Here is a 15,455-nt window from a genome sequence, read left to right on the forward strand (position 1 = left end):
TATTTTGCGGCCAAAAAGAAAAAAGCACCCCGGAGGGTGCTTCTTTCTTACAGCTTTTACGCCTGGTCGGCCGGAGCAGCTGCGCGGTCTTTCGACACCAGCTTTTCCTTGATACGTGCCTTCTTGCCCGACAGGTTGCGCAGGTAGTACAGCTTCGCGCGACGCACGTCGCCGCGACGCTTCACCACGATGCTGGCCAGCAGCGGCGAGTACGTCTGGAACGTACGCTCGACGCCTTCGCCCGACGAGATCTTGCGCACGATGAACGACGAGTTCAGGCCGCGGTTACGCTTCGCGATCACGACGCCTTCGTATGCCTGAACGCGCTTGCGGTTACCTTCAACCACGTTCACGTTGACGATCACCGTATCGCCAGGGGCGAATTCGGGGATGGTCTTCTCGCCCAGCACGCGCTGGATTTCTTCCTGCTCGAGTTTTTCAATCAGATTCATGGATTGACTCCGTATGCCATCTTGTCGGCGTTCGTACCTGTGCAGGGTTGGCTGCACTACGGCCCCGATAGAGGATGGATTCACAACTGGCGCCGTTCACGCATGAAGCGGCACCGCCTTTTGCGCCCCTTGTCGCGCACGCCCGAAGCCTTAAGCCTCGTCCGCGCCCTTCGCGAGACTAGCGAGCCACGCCTCGTCGGCCCGGCTCAACATCTTGTTCTTTCTGGCCCGCGCGATCAGATCGGGCCGCTTGTTCCACGTGTTGCGCAACGCCTCGCGGCGACGCCACTGCTCGATTTCCGCATGATGGCCGCCGAGCAGCACATCGGGCACGCGCACGCCGTCGTATTCCTCGGGGCGCGTGTAATGCGGGCAGTCGAGCAAACCGTCGACGAAGCTGTCCTGCACCGCCGAAAGCGCATCGCCAAGCACGCCCGGCAGGTTGCGCACCACGGCGTCCATCAAGGCCATCGCGGGCAATTCGCCCCCCGAGAGCACGAAGTCGCCGAGGCTCACTTCTTCGTCCACGCAGCGGTCGACGAGACGCTGGTCGATCGCTTCATAGCGGCCGCACAACATCACGAGGCCCGGCTCCTGCGCGAACTGCATGACGCGTTCGTGCGTGAGCGGCTTGCCTTGCGGCGACATCAGCAGCACACGCGGGGCGCTCACGCCGGCTTGCGCCTGCGCGGCCTTCGCCGCGTCGATCGCCGCTTCGAGCGGCCTGGCCAGCATGACCATGCCGGGGCCGCCGCCGTAGGGGCGGTCGTCGATCGTGCGGTAGTTGTCGGTCGTGAAATCACGCGGATTCCACGTGCGCAACGTGTAACGCTGCTGCTTCGCCGCCCGGCTGGTAATGCCCCAGTCGGTCAGCGCGCGGAACATCTCGGGAAAGAGCGTGACGACATCGAACTGCATCGCTCTCTCCGTTCAGCGAAATTGAATCAGGGCGCGCGGCGGGGTTGCCACAGCACAGCGTTGCCGCGGTGCCTAGTAGTCGGCTTCCCAGTCGACGACGATACGCTTCGCCGCCAGGTCCACCGTCTTCACGAACACGCCCACGAACGGGATCAGGCGCTCGCCGGTGGCCGGCTTGCCATCCTTGTCTGTGGACGCATACGTGACACGCAACACCGATTGCGCGCCATTGTCGATCAGGTCGGCAACCTTGCCGAGCTCGACACCCGCCTCATTGGCGACGTCGAGGCCGATCAGGTCGACCCAGTAATATTCATCGGCTGCGGGCGGCGGGAATTCGGCCCGGCTCACATACACGCGCGCGCCGCGCAACAGCAGCGCGGCATCGCGGTCGTCCAGGCCCGAAAGCTGGCCAACGACGCTGTCACCATGAACCTTGGCGCTCACGCGCACCGCGGAATGACGCTCGCGATGCGCCTGACCCTCGCGGCCCTTGAGGAGCCACCAGCGCCTGGCGGAAAGCAGCGCGCGGCCGTCCTGCGCGTGCGGCGCGATCTTCAGCCAGCCCTTGAGGCCATAGGCGTCGATCACGGCGCCGACTTCAACGGCGTCGGCCGGCCAGCTCGCTTCGGTTTCGGCGCGCAGGCTCCCGGCTGTCCCGGTCGCGGGCGCAGCTTTCGCGGCGCTCTCGCGCGCAGGCTTGCGCACGAACGCGCCAAACGACGGCGCGCCGCGGGCGGCAGCCTTGCCGGCGCCGCCGGTCGCGACTTCGGGCGCCCCGCTTTCCGACGCGTCGTTCGCCTCTACGGCAGATTTGGCGTCATGCCCGGACATCGGCACCCCTTGCGACCAGCTTGATATTGCATACGCGGATCATGCAGCGCGTACGCGGGGTAAAACACGGACAACAGACCGAAAAGACGCTTAAAGACTTAAGCAGCCGGCGCAGCGGCGGCGGTCTTTTGCGCTTCCTTCACGAGACGCTCGACGGCCGGCGACATTTGCGCGCCGTTTTCCTTCCAGTACGTCACGCGATCTTGAGCGATACGCAGCGTTTCACCCTTCGTAGCGACCGGGTTGTAGAAGCCCACGCGCTCGATGAAACGGCCGTCGCGACGGTTGCGCGAGTCGGTTGCGACGATGTTGTAGAACGGGCGCTTCTTCGAGCCGCCGCGTGCCAGACGGATGATGACCATACTAAAATCCTTGAAAACCGGGGGTTCGGGACTACTGAAACATGCGATTATAGCCCGAAACCGGAGGCATAACAAACACTTAACGGGAAATTGCGCGCCGGCGCGCAGAAAGCGGCAAGACACAGCGGTCAAACTGCGGCCCATGCCCACGACGGGCGGGCCCTGGAGCGAATTGTGGCGACTTTCAGACGACTCGTGCAATGGCCGCGTCGCGGTGGCGGCCGCGGCTTGGGTAACGGCTCGCTTTTCCCAGTGTCTCGCGAGACGGCCAGACGCCAGGCAGCAGCTTGGCTTGCTTTTGCCGCCGCCCTGCTCGCGGCCCCGTTCGCTCACGCGGCGCTTCCGATCGACCGCATCAAGCTGCCACCGGGCTTCCACATCGAGGTGCTGTCCGCCGACGTGCCCGGCGCACGCGAAATGACGCTGTCGGGCAACGGCACCCTCCTGTATGTGGGGAGTATGGGCAGTGACGTCTACGCACTCGAACTCAAGGACGGCAAGGCCATCAAACGCCATATCGTGGCCTCGGGACTGACGATGCCGGTGGGCGTGGCCTGGCGCAACGGTGAATTGTACGTCTCGGCGGTTTCGTCTATCGTGCGGCTCGACGACATCGACCGGCATCTCGACGATCCGCCCAAAGCCGTCGTCGTCACGGATTCGCTGCCCACCGAGCGCCACCACGGCTGGAAGTTCATCGCCTTCGGCCCCGACGGCAAGCTCTACGTGCCGCAAGGCGCGCCGTGCAACGTCTGCGTGCCGGCCAGCGACCCGCAGCGCGTGCACTTCGCGATGATCGGCCGCATGGACCCGGACGGCTCGCACTACGAGACCATCGCCCGCGGCGTGCGCAACACGGTCGGCTTCGCGTGGCATCCGCAGACGCACGAACTCTGGTTCACCGACAACGGCCGCGACATGCTCGGCGACGACATTCCAGACGACAAGCTCAACCGCCTCGCGCATGGGGGCGAGGACTTCGGCTTTCCCTATTGTCACGGCGGCAATGTCGCCGACCCCGAGTTCGGCGCAGGCCATCCGTGCAGCGCTTTCACGCCCCCGGTCCTCAAACTCGGCGCGCACGTGGCGTCACTCGGCATGCGCTTCTACACCGGTTCGATGTTCCCGGCTGACTATAAGAACAGCATTTTCATCGCCGAGCACGGCTCGTGGAACCGCAGCAAGAAGGTCGGCTATCGCGTGGTGCGCGTGAGCGCCAACCCCGACGGCACGAACGCGCACCAGGAAGTGTTCGCGCAGGGCTGGCTCAACACCGACGAAACCCAATGGGGCCGCCCGGCCGACGTGCTGCCGCTGCCCGACGGATCGCTCCTTGTCAGCGACGACTACGCGGGCGCGATCTATCGCGTGACCTACACGAAACGGTGACGCGGGCAGACCATGGTGCCGGGCATAAGCGTGCGCTTGTGCTGTAAGCGCGGCGTGCGGCATACAATGCCCGGCGGCCCGTGTGCGTTCGACAGATGCGCCATGACGGCCGAACGTCCACGTTTCGCCCGAGCCCATGCCCAACGACAAGAACCCCGCACGCTTTCGCTCCAAGACGCTGACCGCCGCCCTCGCCTTCCTGTTTGGCAGCCTCGGCGCACACCGCTTCTATCTATACGGCCCACGCGACGTGTGGGGCTGGGCACATTTGTTCGGCACGCTCATAGGCATTCCAGGCGTGATGCTCCTCGTCGCCACCGAACGCGCCTCGATTCCCGGCTGGGTGCTCGCCGTGATCGGCGCGGTGTCGGTCCTCTCGGCGTTTCTGGCGGCGATCGTCTACGGGCTGCGCCCCGACGCCAAATGGGACGCGCAGTTCAACGCCGCGTTCGTGGAGCAAGGCCGCACGAGCCGCTCGGGCTGGACTGTGATCTTCGTCGTGATCTTCTCGCTGCTGATCGGCGCGTTCCTGCTGATGACGGGACTCGCGCTCTCGTTTCAAACGTACTTCGAGTCGCAGGTCGAGGCCGCGAAGGCGATCTCGCAGTAAATCGCGCAGTAGCGGCTCAGAACAGGTCGAGTTGCGGCTTCTCGCGCACGGTCTTCGACTGCACGAACGCCGCCATGTCCAGAATGCCGTGGCGCCGCTCGTTGAGCCCGAGGCGCCGCGCGGCATTGTGAAAGCGCTGCTTGAGCAGGTCGGCCCACGGCCCCGTGCCCTTCATGCGCTGCGAAAACGCCGACTCGTAGTCCTTGCCGCCGCGCATGTCGCGCACGCGGCTCATCACGCGCTCGGCACGCTGCGGGAAGTGCGCCGCCAGCCAGTCCTGGAACAGCGGCGCGACCTCCCATGGCAGGCGCAGCACGATGTAGCTTGCGCTTGTCGCACCGGCCTCGGCGCAGGCTTCTAGCACGCGCTCCATGTCGGGCTCGGTCACGAACGGAATCACCGGTGCGATGCTCACGCCCACCGGCACACCGGCTTCGGCCAGCGTGCGGATGGTGCGCAGCCGCCGCGCGGGTGTCGCCGCACGCGGTTCCAGCGTGCGGGCGATCTCGGCGTCGAGCGTCGTGATCGTAATCGCGGCCATGAACTGCTGGCGCGCGGCCATCGGCGCGAGCAGGTCGAGATCGCGCTCGATCAGCGAGGATTTCGTGATGGCCGCAAACGGATGCTGCCGCTCGGCCAGCACTTCGACCACGCGGCGCGTGATGCGCAGGTCGCGCTCCACCGGTTGCCAGGCATCGGTATTCACGCCCAGCGCGATCGGCTCGGGCTCGTACGACGGCTTGGCGATTTCGCGCGCGAGCAACTCCGCCGCATTGACCTTCGCGTAGATGCGGCTCTCGAAATCGAGCCCCGGCGAGAGGCCGAGATAGCTGTGCGTGGGCCGCGCGAAGCAATAGATGCAGCCGTGCTCGCAGCCGCGATACGGATTGAGCGAGACGTTGAACGGAATGTCCGGCGACTGGTTACGCGTGAGGATGCTTTTCGCGCGCTCTTCGAACACTTCGGTGCGCAACCTGGGCTCGCCGGTTTCATCGCCATGATCGTCCCCGCCGCCGCCCGCCTGTTGCCAGCCGTCGTCGAACGCTTCGCGCTGGTCGACTTCGTAGCGCCCTTGCAGGTTCGTGACCGCCCCGCGCCCCTTGCGCGCCGTGGGCGGCGCAACGGGATACCAGGCGTCGGGATCGGGGTGATGGGAGTCGGCCACGGCTGGAGCGAAATAGACAAGAAAACGCGGATCGATACTGTATAAATATACAGTATCGATCCGCGTTGTCGAGTCCTAAAAACGGGGCGCTTTCAGCCGCCACACTGGCTCGGGTCATTCCCCCACGGCGATGGTCAACGTCTCCTTGATCTCTTCCATCACCACGTAGCTCTTCGACTGCACGGCGCCCGGCAGTTGCAGCAGGATGTCGCCGAGCAGCTTGCGGTAGTCGGCCATCTCGCCAATGCGCGCCTTGATCAGATAGTCGAAGTCGCCCGAGACGAGATGGCATTCGAGCACTTCGGGAATCTTCTGCACCTCGCGGCGGAACTGGTCGAACATGTTGCCGCTCTTGTGGTCGAGCGTGATCTCCACGAACACGAGCAGCGCCGCACCCAGCACCGAGGGGTTCACGCGCGCGAAGTAACCCGTGATCACGCCGTCGCGCTCCATGCGCTTGACCCGCTCGATGCACGGCGTGACCGAGAGCCCGACCTGCTCCGCGAGGTCCTTCATGGCCATGCGGCCGTCCTCCTGGAGAAGTTTCAGGATGCGGTGATCGAGCCGGTCGAGCGCGCGGACCGGTTGGCGCTGCGTTCTCATGATTTTTTTCCGAAAATCTGAAAAATACGATAACAAAACCTGGACGCACAACAATAGCATAGCTACAAATACTGGCTACACCCGAATTTTCATGCCTTCTTCCCTATCGGTGCCAAAACACGGCTTCCAGGGTCCCGGCAACGCGGCGTAGCTCAACGAATCTATCTGGAGCAGCTATGCGAGTCGTCGTGTTGGGCAGTGGTGTGGTCGGTGTGGCCAGCGCCTGGTATCTCGCCCGCGCGGGCCACGAAGTCACGGTGATCGACCGCGAGGCCGGTCCCGCGCTCGAAACCAGTTTTGCCAATGCCGGCCAGATCTCGCCGGGCTACGCCGCGCCGTGGGCCGCGCCGGGCGTCCCGCTCAAGGCGATCAAGTGGATGTTCGAGAAGCACGCGCCGCTCGCCATTCGTCTGGACGGCACCAAATTCCAGCTGCAGTGGATGTGGCAGATGCTGCAGAACTGCACGGCCGAACGCTATGCGCTCAACAAGGGCCGCATGGTGCGTCTCGCCGAATACAGCCGCGACTGTCTACAGGCACTGCGCGCCGACACGGGCATTCAATATGAAGGCCGCACGGGCGGCACGCTCCAGGTGTTCCGCACGCAGCAGCAGTTCGAAGGCGCGGCGAAGGACATCGCCGTGCTCGAAGACGCGAACGTTCCGTACGAACTGCTCACGGCCGCCGAACTCGGCCGCGCCGAACCCGCGCTCGCCGCGGTGTCGGGCAAGCTCACGGGCGGCCTGCGTCTGCCCGGCGACGAAACCGGCGACTGCCAGATGTTCACCACGCGCCTTGCCGCCATGGCCGAACAACTGGGCGTGAAATTCCGCTACAACACGCCGATCGACAGTCTCGCCATGCAGGGCGACCGGATCGCGGGCGTGCAATGCGGCAGCGAGCTGGTACGCGCCGATTCGTACGTGGTCGCACTCGGCTCGTTCTCGACGAAGCTGCTCGCGGGCCTCGTGAAGATTCCGGTCTATCCGCTCAAGGGCTATTCGATCACGGCCCCGATCGTGAATGCGAGTGCCGCGCCGGTTTCGACCGTGCTCGACGAAACCTACAAGATCGCGATCACGCGTTTTGACGACCGCATCCGTGTCGGCGGCATGGCCGAGATCGTCGGCTTCGACAAGACGCTCAAGCAAGCGCGCCGTGAAACGCTCGAAATGTGCGTGAACGACCTGTTCCCGGGCGGCGGCGACACGACGCAGGCCACCTTCTGGACCGGCCTGCGCCCGATGACGCCGGACGGCACGCCGGTCGTCGGCCGCACGCCGATCTCGAACCTGTTCCTGAACACGGGTCACGGCACGCTCGGCTGGACGATGTCGTGCGGCTCGGGCCAGTTGCTCGCCGACCTGATCTCGGGCAAGCAGCCCGCCATCCGCACCGACGATCTTTCGGTGCACCGCTATCTCGGCGACACACAAGGCTCGCATCGCCCGGCTTATGCCTGAAGCCAGGCACGCAGCGTGAACGAACACGGCGCCTCCTGGGCGCCGTGTTTCATTTCTCGCCTGGAGTAGCGCGCGGCGGCGTCAGAACTGATCCTCCGCCAGCGCCAGCACGCCCTCGCTGCCGTTTGCGCTGACGATCGCCGCTTCGAGCGCCACGGCCTGCGGCAAGACGTGTTGCGCGAAGAACTGCGCCGTGGCGATCTTCGCGCCATGAAACTTCGGGTCCGCCTGCATGAGACGCTGCGAGCCAAGCATGGCGCGCGCCATCTGCCAGCCGCCCAGTACGATGCCCGCCAGCTTCAGATACGGCACGCTGCCCGCGAACACCGCGTTCGGATCGCTCTTCGCCTTCGCGAGCACGAAGTCCACGGCCGACGCCAGCGCCTCTTTGCCCGCCGCGAGATGCTTGCGCATCGACTCGAACGCCGCGCCTTGTTGTGCGGCCAGCGCGTCGACGGTCTGCGCGATATCGGCAAGCAGCGCCTTTGCCGCGGCGCCGCCGTCGCGCAGCGTCTTGCGTCCGATGAGATCGTTCGCCTGGATCGCCGTCGTCCCCTCGTAGATCGGCAGAATGCGCGCGTCGCGGTAGAACTGCGCCGCGCCCGTTTCCTCGATGAAGCCCATGCCGCCATGCACCTGCACGCCGAGGCTCGTCACTTCCAGCGCCAGTTCGGTGCTCCAGCCCTTCACGATCGGCACGAGGTACTCGTAGCGCGCCTGATGCCGCGCACGGGCCGCCTCGTCGGGGTCGCCATGTGCGCGGTCGCTCTCGCCCGCCGCCACGTAAGCGAGCGCACGCGCGGCTTCGGTGAGCGCACGCATCGTGGCGAGCATGCGGCGCACATCGGGGTGATGGATGATGCTCACCGCCGCTTTCGCGGAACCGTCCACCGGGCGGCTTTGCACGCGCTCCTTCGCATAGGCGAGCGCCTTCTGGTACGCGCGATCGGAGACCGCGACGCCTTGCATGCCCACCGCAAAACGCGCCGCGTTCATCATGATGAACATGTATTCGAGGCCGCGATTCTCTTCGCCGATCAACTCGCCGACCGCGCCGCCATGGTCGCCGAACTGCAGCACGGCGGTCGGGCTCGCCTTGATGCCGAGCTTGTGTTCGATCGATACGCAGTGCACGTCGTTGCGCGCGCCTGGCGTGCCATCTTCGTTCACGAGGAACTTGGGCACGATGAAGAGCGAGATGCCCTTCACGCCTTCGGGCGCCGTGGGCGTGCGCGCGAGTACGAGATGAACGATGTTCTCCGCCATGTCGTGCTCGCCCCACGTGATGAAGATCTTCGTGCCGAATACCTTGTAGGTGCCGTCGCCCTGCGGCTCGGCGCGCGTGCGCACGGCGGCGAGATCGGAGCCCGCCTGCGGCTCGGTGAGGTTCATCGTGCCGGTCCAGTCGCCGGCAATGAGCTTCGGCACGAAGCGCTGCTTTTGCGCTTCGCTGCCGGCGGTGAGGAGCGCTTCGATGGCGCCGTCGGTGAGCAGCGGACACAGCGCGAACGAGAGATTCGCCGCATTGAGCATTTCCACGCACGGCGTGCCGACGAGCTTCGGCAAGCCTTGTCCTTCGTATTCCTGAGGATGCTGCACGCCTTGCCAGCCGCCTTCCACGTATTGCCGGAAGGCCGCCTTGAAGCCGGGCGTGGCGTACACGTTGCCGTTTTCCCAGCGGCTCGGATTGCGGTCGCCTTCGGCGTTCAGCGGCTCGAGCACTTCGCCGCATAGCTTCGCGGCTTCGTGCAGCACCGCTTCGACCGTTTCGGGCGTGGCGTCTTCGCCGCCCGGCAGCTTCGCGATTTTTTCGAGGCCGGCCAGTTCCTTCATGACGAACAGCATGTCGCTCGTGGGCGCCTGGTACATTTCAGTCTCCTCCTGCCGGTATGCGGTTCCTCAAATGACAAAGGGGCGCCTCGGCGCCCCTTTGCTGCTTCGTCTCACGCCGCGCGTTCAATCATGATACGCGGCGCTCGTCGCTGGATCCACGGGCCGGAATCAGCCGAGTTCCTTCACGAGTTCCGGCACGACCGTGAACAGGTCGCCCACGAGGCCGTAGTCGGCCACGCTGAAAATCGGCGCTTCTTCGTCCTTGTTGATTGCGACGATGACCTTCGAGTCCTTCATGCCGGCCAGATGCTGGATCGCACCCGAGATGCCGACCGCCACGTACAGTTGCGGCGCGACGATCTTGCCGGTCTGACCGACCTGGTAGTCGTTCGGCACAAAGCCAGCATCGACGGCTGCGCGCGAGGCGCCGAGCGCGGCGTTGAGCTTGTCCGCGAGCGGCTCCAGCACCTTCGTGTAGTTCTCGCCGCTGCCCAGACCCCGGCCACCCGAGACGATGATCTTCGCGCTCGTGAGTTCCGGACGGTCGAGCTTCGTCACTTCACGGCCGACGAACTGCGTGAGACCGCTGTCCGCTGCCGCGTCGAGCTTCTCGACCGCTGCGCTGCCGCCTTCGGCCGCAACCGCGTCGAACGCCGTCGTACGCACGGTGATGACCTTGACCGGATCGGCCGATTGCACCGTCGCGATCGCATTGCCCGCATAGATCGGACGCTCGAACGTGTCCGGCGCATCTACGGCGGTGATGTCGCTGATCTGCGCGACGTCGAGCTTCGCGGCGATACGCGGCGTGACGTTCTTGCCCGCTGCCGTGGCCGGCGCCAGGATGTGCGTGTAATTCTTCGCAGCATTTTTCACAAGCGCGAGGACCGTCGCTTCGACGTTTTCCGCGAGGCCCTGCTCGAGTTGCGGCGCGTCGGCCAGCAGCACCTTCGCCACGCCTGCAATCTTCGCGGCTGCGTTTGCAGCGGCTTGCGCATTGTGGCCCGCGATCAGCACATGCACGTCGCCGCCAATCTTCTGTGCTGCGGCGACCGTGTTCAGCGTCGCGGCCTTGATCGACTGATTGTCGTGTTCGGCAATAACCAGATTCGTCATTTTCGTCTGCTCCCCTTACAGCACCTTGGCTTCCGTCTTCAGCTTCTCGACCAGCGTCTTCACGTCCGGCACCTTCACGCCTGCGCTACGCTTGGGCGGCTCGGCAACCTTCAGCGTCTTCAGACGCGGCGTGACATCGACGCCCAGGTCTTCCGGCTTCACGGTTTCCAGCGGCTTCTTCTTCGCCTTCATGATGTTCGGCAGCGTGACGTAGCGCGGCTCGTTCAGGCGCAGGTCCGTCGTAACGACTGCGGGCAGTTTGAGCGACAGCGTTTCCGCGCCACCGTCCACTTCGCGCGAGACGGTCGCCTTGCCGTCGGCCACGACCACCTTCGAGGCAAACGTCGCTTGCGGCAGGTTCGCCAGCGCGGCGAGCATCTGGCCGGTCTGGTTCGAATCGTCGTCGATCGCCTGCTTGCCGAGGATGACCAGTTGCGGCTGTTCCTTGTCGACCAGCGCCTTCAGCAGCTTGGCCACAGCGAGCGGCTGCAGGTCTTCGTTCGACTCGATGAGGATCGCGCGATCCGCGCCGATCGCGAGCGCCGTGCGCAGCGTTTCCTGCGCTTGCGTCACGCCCGCCGAAACGGCGATGACTTCCGTCGCCACGCCCGCTTCCTTCAGACGCACCGCCTCTTCCACGGCGATTTCATCGAACGGGTTCATCGACATCTTCACGTTGGCGATGTCGACGCCCGTGCCATCCGACTTCACACGAACCTTCACGTTGTAATCGACTACGCGTTTGACTGGCACAAGGACTTTCATTCACATGCTCCGAAGTTACGAATACGTCAACCTGGCGGACATTATAGCGATAGCCCTGTCGGGCCGATCTGCCACCAGCAATTTTCACGAACCACCGCTGCCGCACCCCGGTCGTCAGTAGCGAACGATCGTGCGATTTTACGGTGGAAAAAACCCGGGCATCAAGCCCGGGCGCCGAAAAATTTCTCTAATTTCACGGCCTCGAGGGGTTCTACCAGGAGGTGATGACCGCCCCGCCGAACGTCGTTTCGACGTAGTGCTTCACTTCCGGCGAGTGGTACGCAGCGACCAGTTTCGCCACCCAGGGCTTGTTGCGGTCGGCCTCGCGGATCGCGAGGATATTCACGTACGGCCCCTTCGGGTCTTCGATTGCGATCGCGTCCTGTTTCGGCTTCAGGCCCGCCTGCATGGCGAAGTTCGTGTTGATCGCGGCGGCGTCCACGTCGTCGAGCGAACGCGGAATCTGCGCGGCGTCGAGCTCGACGATCTTAAGCTTCCTGGGGTTTTCCACGATGTCGAGCGGCGTCGCCTTCAACCCTGCCTCGGCGCGCAACTTGATGAGACCCTGGCTCTGCAGCAGCAGCAAGGCACGGCCGCCATTCGTCGGATCATTGGGCACCGCGATGCGGGCGCCCGGCTTCAGTTCGGAGAGCGATTTGATCTTCTTCGAGTAGATGCCCATCGGGAACGTGACCGTGTCCGCGATCTTGATGAGCTTGTAGCCGCGATCCTTCACCTGCGCATCGAGATACGGCGCGTGCTGGTAGCTGTTGGCGTCGAGGTCGCCGCCCGCGAGCGCCGCGTTCGGCTGCACGTAGTCGGAGAACTCGATGATCTTGATGTTCAGACCGTTCTTCGCGGCCACGCTCTTCACGACTTCCATCACCTGCTCGTGCGGGCCGCCCGTCACGCCCACCTTGATGGTTTCGTCCGCATGCACAGCAAGCGGTGCGATGAGCGAAGCCGCGCCAAGCGCCGCCGCGAGCCGGATCATGAAACGACGTTGCATACCCAACCTTTGTCTTGTGTTTTATGTTGATCGAAAAACCGCTTGTTTTAAGGCTTATTTGTGGCTCAGGCGCCGCACGAGCCAGTCGCCGAACGACTGCACGAGCTGCACGAACACGATCAGGATCACGACCACGATCAGCATGACTTCGGGTTCGAAGCGCTGATAGCCGTAGCGGATGCCGAGGTCGCCAAGACCGCCGCCGCCGATGGCGCCAGCCATCGCCGAATAGCCGACGAGCGAAATGAACGTGATGGTGAGCCCCGCCACCACGCCCGGCAGCGACTCGGGTAGCAGCACCTTGAAGACGATCTGGCTCGTGCTCGCGCCCATGGCCTGGGCCGCTTCGATCAGGCCGCGATCGACTTCGCGCAGCGCCGTTTCGACGAGCCGCGCGATGAACGGCGCAGCGGCGATGGTGAGCGGCACGACGGCGGCCGCCGTGCCGATCGACGAGCCCACCACGAGACGCGTGAACGGAATCACGGCAACGAGCAGGATGATGAACGGCGTGGAACGCACGGCATTGACGATCACCCCCATCACGCGATTCGCGGCGACGTTCTGCAGCACGCCGTTGCGATCGGTGAGATAGAGCAGCACGCCGAGCGGCAGGCCGATGGCCGCGCCCACGAGTCCCGAGATGCCCACCATGACGAGCGTCTCCCAGAACGACTGGACGAACATGTCGAACATTTCACTCCACATGGGACAGTTCCTCCACGACGACGCCTTGTTCGCGCAGCCACGCCATGGCCTGCGCCACCTTCACCGGATCGCCGCCCGCGAGCACCGCGAGCGAGCCGAACGCCTGCCCCTGGATCTCGTCGATCTGGCCGTGCAGGATGTTGAAGTCGAGTTCGAAGCGGCGAATCGTCTCCGAGAGAACCGGCTGGTCGACGCCTGTGCCCTTGAAGGCGAGGCGCAGCAAGTGGCCGCTGCCCTTCGCGAGATGCTCGGCCACACGCGCCTTGAGCGCGGGCGGCAACTCCTGGGCGATCACGTCGCCGAGCAGCGCGCGCGTGACTTCGTGGCGCGGCTGCAGAAACACGTCGATCACGGGGCCGCTTTCCACCACACGGCCCGCATCGAGCACGGCCACGCGGTCGCAGACTTGTTTGATCACTTCCATCTGGTGCGTGATCATCACGATGGTCAGGTTCAGTTCGCGATTGATCTTGCGCAGCAGGTCGAGAATCGCGCGCGTGGTTTCGGGGTCGAGCGCCGAGGTCGCCTCATCCGAAAGCAGCACCTTCGGCTTGCTCGCGAGCGCGCGCGCAATACCCACGCGCTGCTTCTGGCCGCCGCTGATCTGCGAGGGATAGCGGTCTTTCTGGGCGGTGAGGCCGACGAGTTCGAGCAACGGCAGCACCGTCGCTTCGATCTCGGCGCGCTTCACGCCGGCCAGTTCGAGCGGCAGCGCGACGTTGTCGAACACGGTGCGCGACGACAGCAGGTTGAAGTGCTGGAAGATCATGCCGATCTCGCGGCGCGCTTCGCGCAGTTCGGCCGTCGAGAGCGACGTGAGCGTGCGAGCGTTGACGACGATGTCGCCTTCGGTGGGCCGCGTGAGCAGGTTGATGGTGCGCACGAGCGTGCTCTTGCCTGCGCCGCTGCGCCCGATGATGCCGAACACTTCGCCGGGCGGAATCGTCAGATTGACGTTGTGCAGCGCCTCGATCCAGCCTTGCGGGCCGGCGAAGCGCTGGGACACGTTTCGAATTTCGATCATGGAAAAAAGCAAAACGGCGGGTGTGCCGCGCGCCGCTCGCGCAGGCCGCGCCTTTTGGGGAGCGGAAAACGCGTCGCGCCGGCAGACAGCCGCCGTTTGATGGACTGGATATAGCCCCGCATTTTACCCTGGCACGCAAAATTCCTTTTAATAATCAATTTCGATAATTTCATAACTCGTTTGCATTAGAGGGTTCCGGCAGCGCGTGGCCGCCCACGCGGCCGCTACACTGCTGCCGACACACTGATACCGAAAACGAACCGAAACGCATCGCCACGAATTACCCCAACAGGGAGCGAGATGGAGACCAGTCAGAACATCGCCATGGCGCAAGCCGCCGAATCCACCGGGCAAGCGACGCTGCGTACGCGTGACGGCGTCGACCTGCCACTCTACGTCTGGCGCGCGAGCGCGACGCCGCGCGCGGCCATCGCGCTGATTCATGGCCTGGCGGAACACGCGGGCCGCTATGCGGCGCTCGCCGCGCGGTTGAATGCCGCAGGCATCGATGTCTACGCAATCGATCTGCGCGGTCACGGGCTGGCCCCCGGCCGCCGCACCTGGATTGCGCACTTCGACGGATATCTCGACGACGCCGAGGCGCTTTTCGCCCACGCGAGCGCGCAATGCGCCACACAAGGCACTCCGCTCTTCCTGATGGGGCACAGCATGGGCGGCGCAATCGCCGCACTCTACGCCGTCGAGCGACTGCCGCAATTGCGCGTGCGACTCGCGGGCCTGCTGCTTTCGAGCGCGGCACTCGCGCCGGGCCGCGACGTGCCCGCGTGGAAAATCGCCGCGAGCCGCGTGATCAGCGCGGTCTGGCCGACCTTTCCGGCGATGAAGATCGACGCGGCGCTGCTCGCGCGCGCGCGCGACGTGGTCGAAGCCAATCGCGCCGATCCGCTCGTGCATCACGGCGCGATTCCCGCCCGCACGGGGGCGCAATTGCTGGAAGCGATGAAGCGCATCGAGGCGGGACGCGCGCAACTGCGGCTACCTGTGCTGATCTGGCATGGCACCGCAGACAAGCTCACCGAGCCCGAAGGCAGCCGCGCCTTCGCCGCGAACGTGGGATCGCCCGATCGCACGCTCACGCTCTATGAAGGCAGCTACCACGAAACGCTCAACGACCTCGATCGAGAGCGCGTGATCGGCGCGCTGATCGACTGGATCGACCAGCACTCCTGAGCGGTCAGGCGCG

16 protein-coding genes are annotated in these 15,455 nt (G+C 64.8%); 4 read left to right on the forward strand and 12 right to left on the reverse strand.

The features are described 5' to 3' along the window. Positions 1 to 56: 56 nt before the first annotated feature. From rplS to rpsP, 4 genes are all read right to left on the reverse strand, one after another. Positions 57 to 452, reverse strand: coding sequence for a 50S ribosomal protein L19 (rplS, locus tag AB4Y44_RS08440; protein ID WP_028206741.1), 396 nt, complete (start codon positions 450 to 452; stop codon positions 57 to 59). A 150-nt stretch (positions 453 to 602) separates the two neighbouring features. Then, on the reverse strand, positions 603 to 1,370 hold the full coding sequence (gene trmD, locus AB4Y44_RS08445) for a tRNA (guanosine(37)-N1)-methyltransferase TrmD (protein ID WP_342921802.1): 768 nt from the start codon (positions 1,368 to 1,370) through the stop codon (positions 603 to 605). 72 nt (positions 1,371 to 1,442) lie between these two features. Then, positions 1,443 to 2,204, reverse strand: a complete 762-nt coding sequence (gene rimM / locus AB4Y44_RS08450; protein ID WP_368699216.1) for a ribosome maturation factor RimM — start codon at positions 2,202 to 2,204, stop codon at positions 1,443 to 1,445. Positions 2,205 to 2,302: 98 nt separating this feature from the next. Next, positions 2,303 to 2,566 (reverse strand): 30S ribosomal protein S16, encoded by a 264-nt coding sequence (gene rpsP, locus AB4Y44_RS08455; RefSeq protein WP_028206744.1) that lies wholly within the window; start codon positions 2,564 to 2,566, stop codon positions 2,303 to 2,305. Positions 2,567 to 2,818: 252 nt separating this feature from the next. Between rpsP and AB4Y44_RS08460 the strand changes: the two genes are divergently transcribed. Next, the gene (locus tag AB4Y44_RS08460) at positions 2,819 to 3,955 is read left to right on the forward strand and encodes a sorbosone dehydrogenase family protein (protein ID WP_368699217.1); all 1,137 of its coding nucleotides are present in this window, start codon (positions 2,819 to 2,821) and stop codon (positions 3,953 to 3,955) included. A gap of 136 nt (positions 3,956 to 4,091) precedes the next feature. After that, entirely contained in the window at positions 4,092 to 4,565 is a 474-nt protein-coding gene (locus AB4Y44_RS08465) for a TM2 domain-containing protein (protein ID WP_342921800.1), read from the forward strand. A 16-nt stretch (positions 4,566 to 4,581) separates the two neighbouring features. Here the strand turns inward: AB4Y44_RS08465 and AB4Y44_RS08470 are convergent, their stop codons facing one another. Together AB4Y44_RS08470 and AB4Y44_RS08475 are read right to left on the reverse strand one after the other, a co-directional pair. Then, on the reverse strand, positions 4,582 to 5,730 hold the full coding sequence (locus AB4Y44_RS08470; RefSeq protein WP_368699218.1) for a PA0069 family radical SAM protein: 1,149 nt from the start codon (positions 5,728 to 5,730) through the stop codon (positions 4,582 to 4,584). A gap of 114 nt (positions 5,731 to 5,844) precedes the next feature. Continuing rightward, positions 5,845 to 6,333: an Lrp/AsnC ligand binding domain-containing protein gene (locus tag AB4Y44_RS08475; RefSeq protein ID WP_042261052.1), complete on the reverse strand. Its 489-nt coding sequence runs from the start codon at positions 6,331 to 6,333 to the stop codon at positions 5,845 to 5,847. A 176-nt stretch (positions 6,334 to 6,509) separates the two neighbouring features. Here AB4Y44_RS08475 and AB4Y44_RS08480 point away from each other — a divergent pair, with 176 nt between their 5' ends. After that, positions 6,510 to 7,796 carry a D-amino acid dehydrogenase gene (locus AB4Y44_RS08480; protein WP_368699219.1) on the forward strand — a complete coding sequence of 429 codons (1,287 nt, stop codon included), beginning with the start codon at positions 6,510 to 6,512 and terminating at the stop codon, positions 7,794 to 7,796. 81 nt (positions 7,797 to 7,877) lie between these two features. Here the strand turns inward: AB4Y44_RS08480 and AB4Y44_RS08485 are convergent, their stop codons facing one another. The 6 genes from AB4Y44_RS08485 to AB4Y44_RS08510 form a co-directional block, all read right to left on the reverse strand. Next, on the reverse strand, positions 7,878 to 9,665 hold the full coding sequence (locus AB4Y44_RS08485; protein ID WP_368699220.1) for an acyl-CoA dehydrogenase: 1,788 nt from the start codon (positions 9,663 to 9,665) through the stop codon (positions 7,878 to 7,880). A 132-nt stretch (positions 9,666 to 9,797) separates the two neighbouring features. Beyond that, on the reverse strand, positions 9,798 to 10,745 hold the full coding sequence (locus AB4Y44_RS08490) for an electron transfer flavoprotein subunit alpha/FixB family protein (RefSeq protein WP_368699221.1): 948 nt from the start codon (positions 10,743 to 10,745) through the stop codon (positions 9,798 to 9,800). Between the two features lie 15 nt (positions 10,746 to 10,760). Beyond that, the gene (locus tag AB4Y44_RS08495) at positions 10,761 to 11,510 is read right to left on the reverse strand and encodes an electron transfer flavoprotein subunit beta/FixA family protein (protein WP_069262626.1); all 750 of its coding nucleotides are present in this window, start codon (positions 11,508 to 11,510) and stop codon (positions 10,761 to 10,763) included. A 211-nt stretch (positions 11,511 to 11,721) separates the two neighbouring features. Continuing rightward, the gene (locus tag AB4Y44_RS08500; protein ID WP_342924971.1) at positions 11,722 to 12,519 is read right to left on the reverse strand and encodes a MetQ/NlpA family ABC transporter substrate-binding protein; all 798 of its coding nucleotides are present in this window, start codon (positions 12,517 to 12,519) and stop codon (positions 11,722 to 11,724) included. 54 nt (positions 12,520 to 12,573) lie between these two features. Next, entirely contained in the window at positions 12,574 to 13,227 is a 654-nt protein-coding gene (locus AB4Y44_RS08505; RefSeq protein ID WP_324149911.1) for a methionine ABC transporter permease, read from the reverse strand. Next, on the reverse strand, positions 13,217 to 14,251 hold the full coding sequence (locus tag AB4Y44_RS08510) for a methionine ABC transporter ATP-binding protein (RefSeq protein ID WP_342924972.1): 1,035 nt from the start codon (positions 14,249 to 14,251) through the stop codon (positions 13,217 to 13,219). The genes AB4Y44_RS08505 and AB4Y44_RS08510 overlap by 11 nt, the downstream gene beginning before the upstream one ends. Before the next feature lie 300 nt (positions 14,252 to 14,551). Between AB4Y44_RS08510 and AB4Y44_RS08515 the strand changes: the two genes are divergently transcribed. Continuing rightward, positions 14,552 to 15,442 carry a lysophospholipase gene (locus AB4Y44_RS08515; RefSeq protein ID WP_368699222.1) on the forward strand — a complete coding sequence of 297 codons (891 nt, stop codon included), beginning with the start codon at positions 14,552 to 14,554 and terminating at the stop codon, positions 15,440 to 15,442. Positions 15,443 to 15,455 lie beyond the last annotated feature (13 nt).

Source organism: Paraburkholderia sp. BR10937 (genome assembly GCF_040965695.1).
In the GTDB taxonomy this organism is placed as follows: Bacteria; Pseudomonadota; Gammaproteobacteria; order Burkholderiales; family Burkholderiaceae; genus Paraburkholderia.

What these genes read in the sequence shown, in the direction of transcription:
- rplS (WP_028206741.1), bottom strand. Translation starts at nt 452, where the DNA reads ATGAATCTGATTGAAAAACTCGAGCAGGAAGAAATCCAGCGCGTGCTG.
- trmD (WP_342921802.1), bottom strand. Translation starts at nt 1,370, where the DNA reads ATGCAGTTCGATGTCGTCACGCTCTTTCCCGAGATGTTCCGCGCGCTG.
- rimM (WP_368699216.1), bottom strand. Translation starts at nt 2,204, where the DNA reads ATGTCCGGGCATGACGCCAAATCTGCCGTAGAGGCGAACGACGCGTCG.
- rpsP (WP_028206744.1), bottom strand. Translation starts at nt 2,566, where the DNA reads ATGGTCATCATCCGTCTGGCACGCGGCGGCTCGAAGAAGCGCCCGTTC.
- AB4Y44_RS08465 (WP_342921800.1), top strand. Translation starts at nt 4,092, where the DNA reads ATGCCCAACGACAAGAACCCCGCACGCTTTCGCTCCAAGACGCTGACC.
- AB4Y44_RS08475 (WP_042261052.1), bottom strand. Translation starts at nt 6,333, where the DNA reads ATGAGAACGCAGCGCCAACCGGTCCGCGCGCTCGACCGGCTCGATCAC.
- AB4Y44_RS08480 (WP_368699219.1), top strand. Translation starts at nt 6,510, where the DNA reads ATGCGAGTCGTCGTGTTGGGCAGTGGTGTGGTCGGTGTGGCCAGCGCC.
- AB4Y44_RS08485 (WP_368699220.1), bottom strand. Translation starts at nt 9,665, where the DNA reads ATGTACCAGGCGCCCACGAGCGACATGCTGTTCGTCATGAAGGAACTG.
- AB4Y44_RS08490 (WP_368699221.1), bottom strand. Translation starts at nt 10,745, where the DNA reads ATGACGAATCTGGTTATTGCCGAACACGACAATCAGTCGATCAAGGCC.
- AB4Y44_RS08495 (WP_069262626.1), bottom strand. Translation starts at nt 11,510, where the DNA reads ATGAAAGTCCTTGTGCCAGTCAAACGCGTAGTCGATTACAACGTGAAG.
- AB4Y44_RS08500 (WP_342924971.1), bottom strand. Translation starts at nt 12,519, where the DNA reads ATGCAACGTCGTTTCATGATCCGGCTCGCGGCGGCGCTTGGCGCGGCT.
- AB4Y44_RS08505 (WP_324149911.1), bottom strand. Translation starts at nt 13,227, where the DNA reads ATGTGGAGTGAAATGTTCGACATGTTCGTCCAGTCGTTCTGGGAGACG.
- AB4Y44_RS08510 (WP_342924972.1), bottom strand. Translation starts at nt 14,251, where the DNA reads ATGATCGAAATTCGAAACGTGTCCCAGCGCTTCGCCGGCCCGCAAGGC.
- AB4Y44_RS08515 (WP_368699222.1), top strand. Translation starts at nt 14,552, where the DNA reads ATGGAGACCAGTCAGAACATCGCCATGGCGCAAGCCGCCGAATCCACC.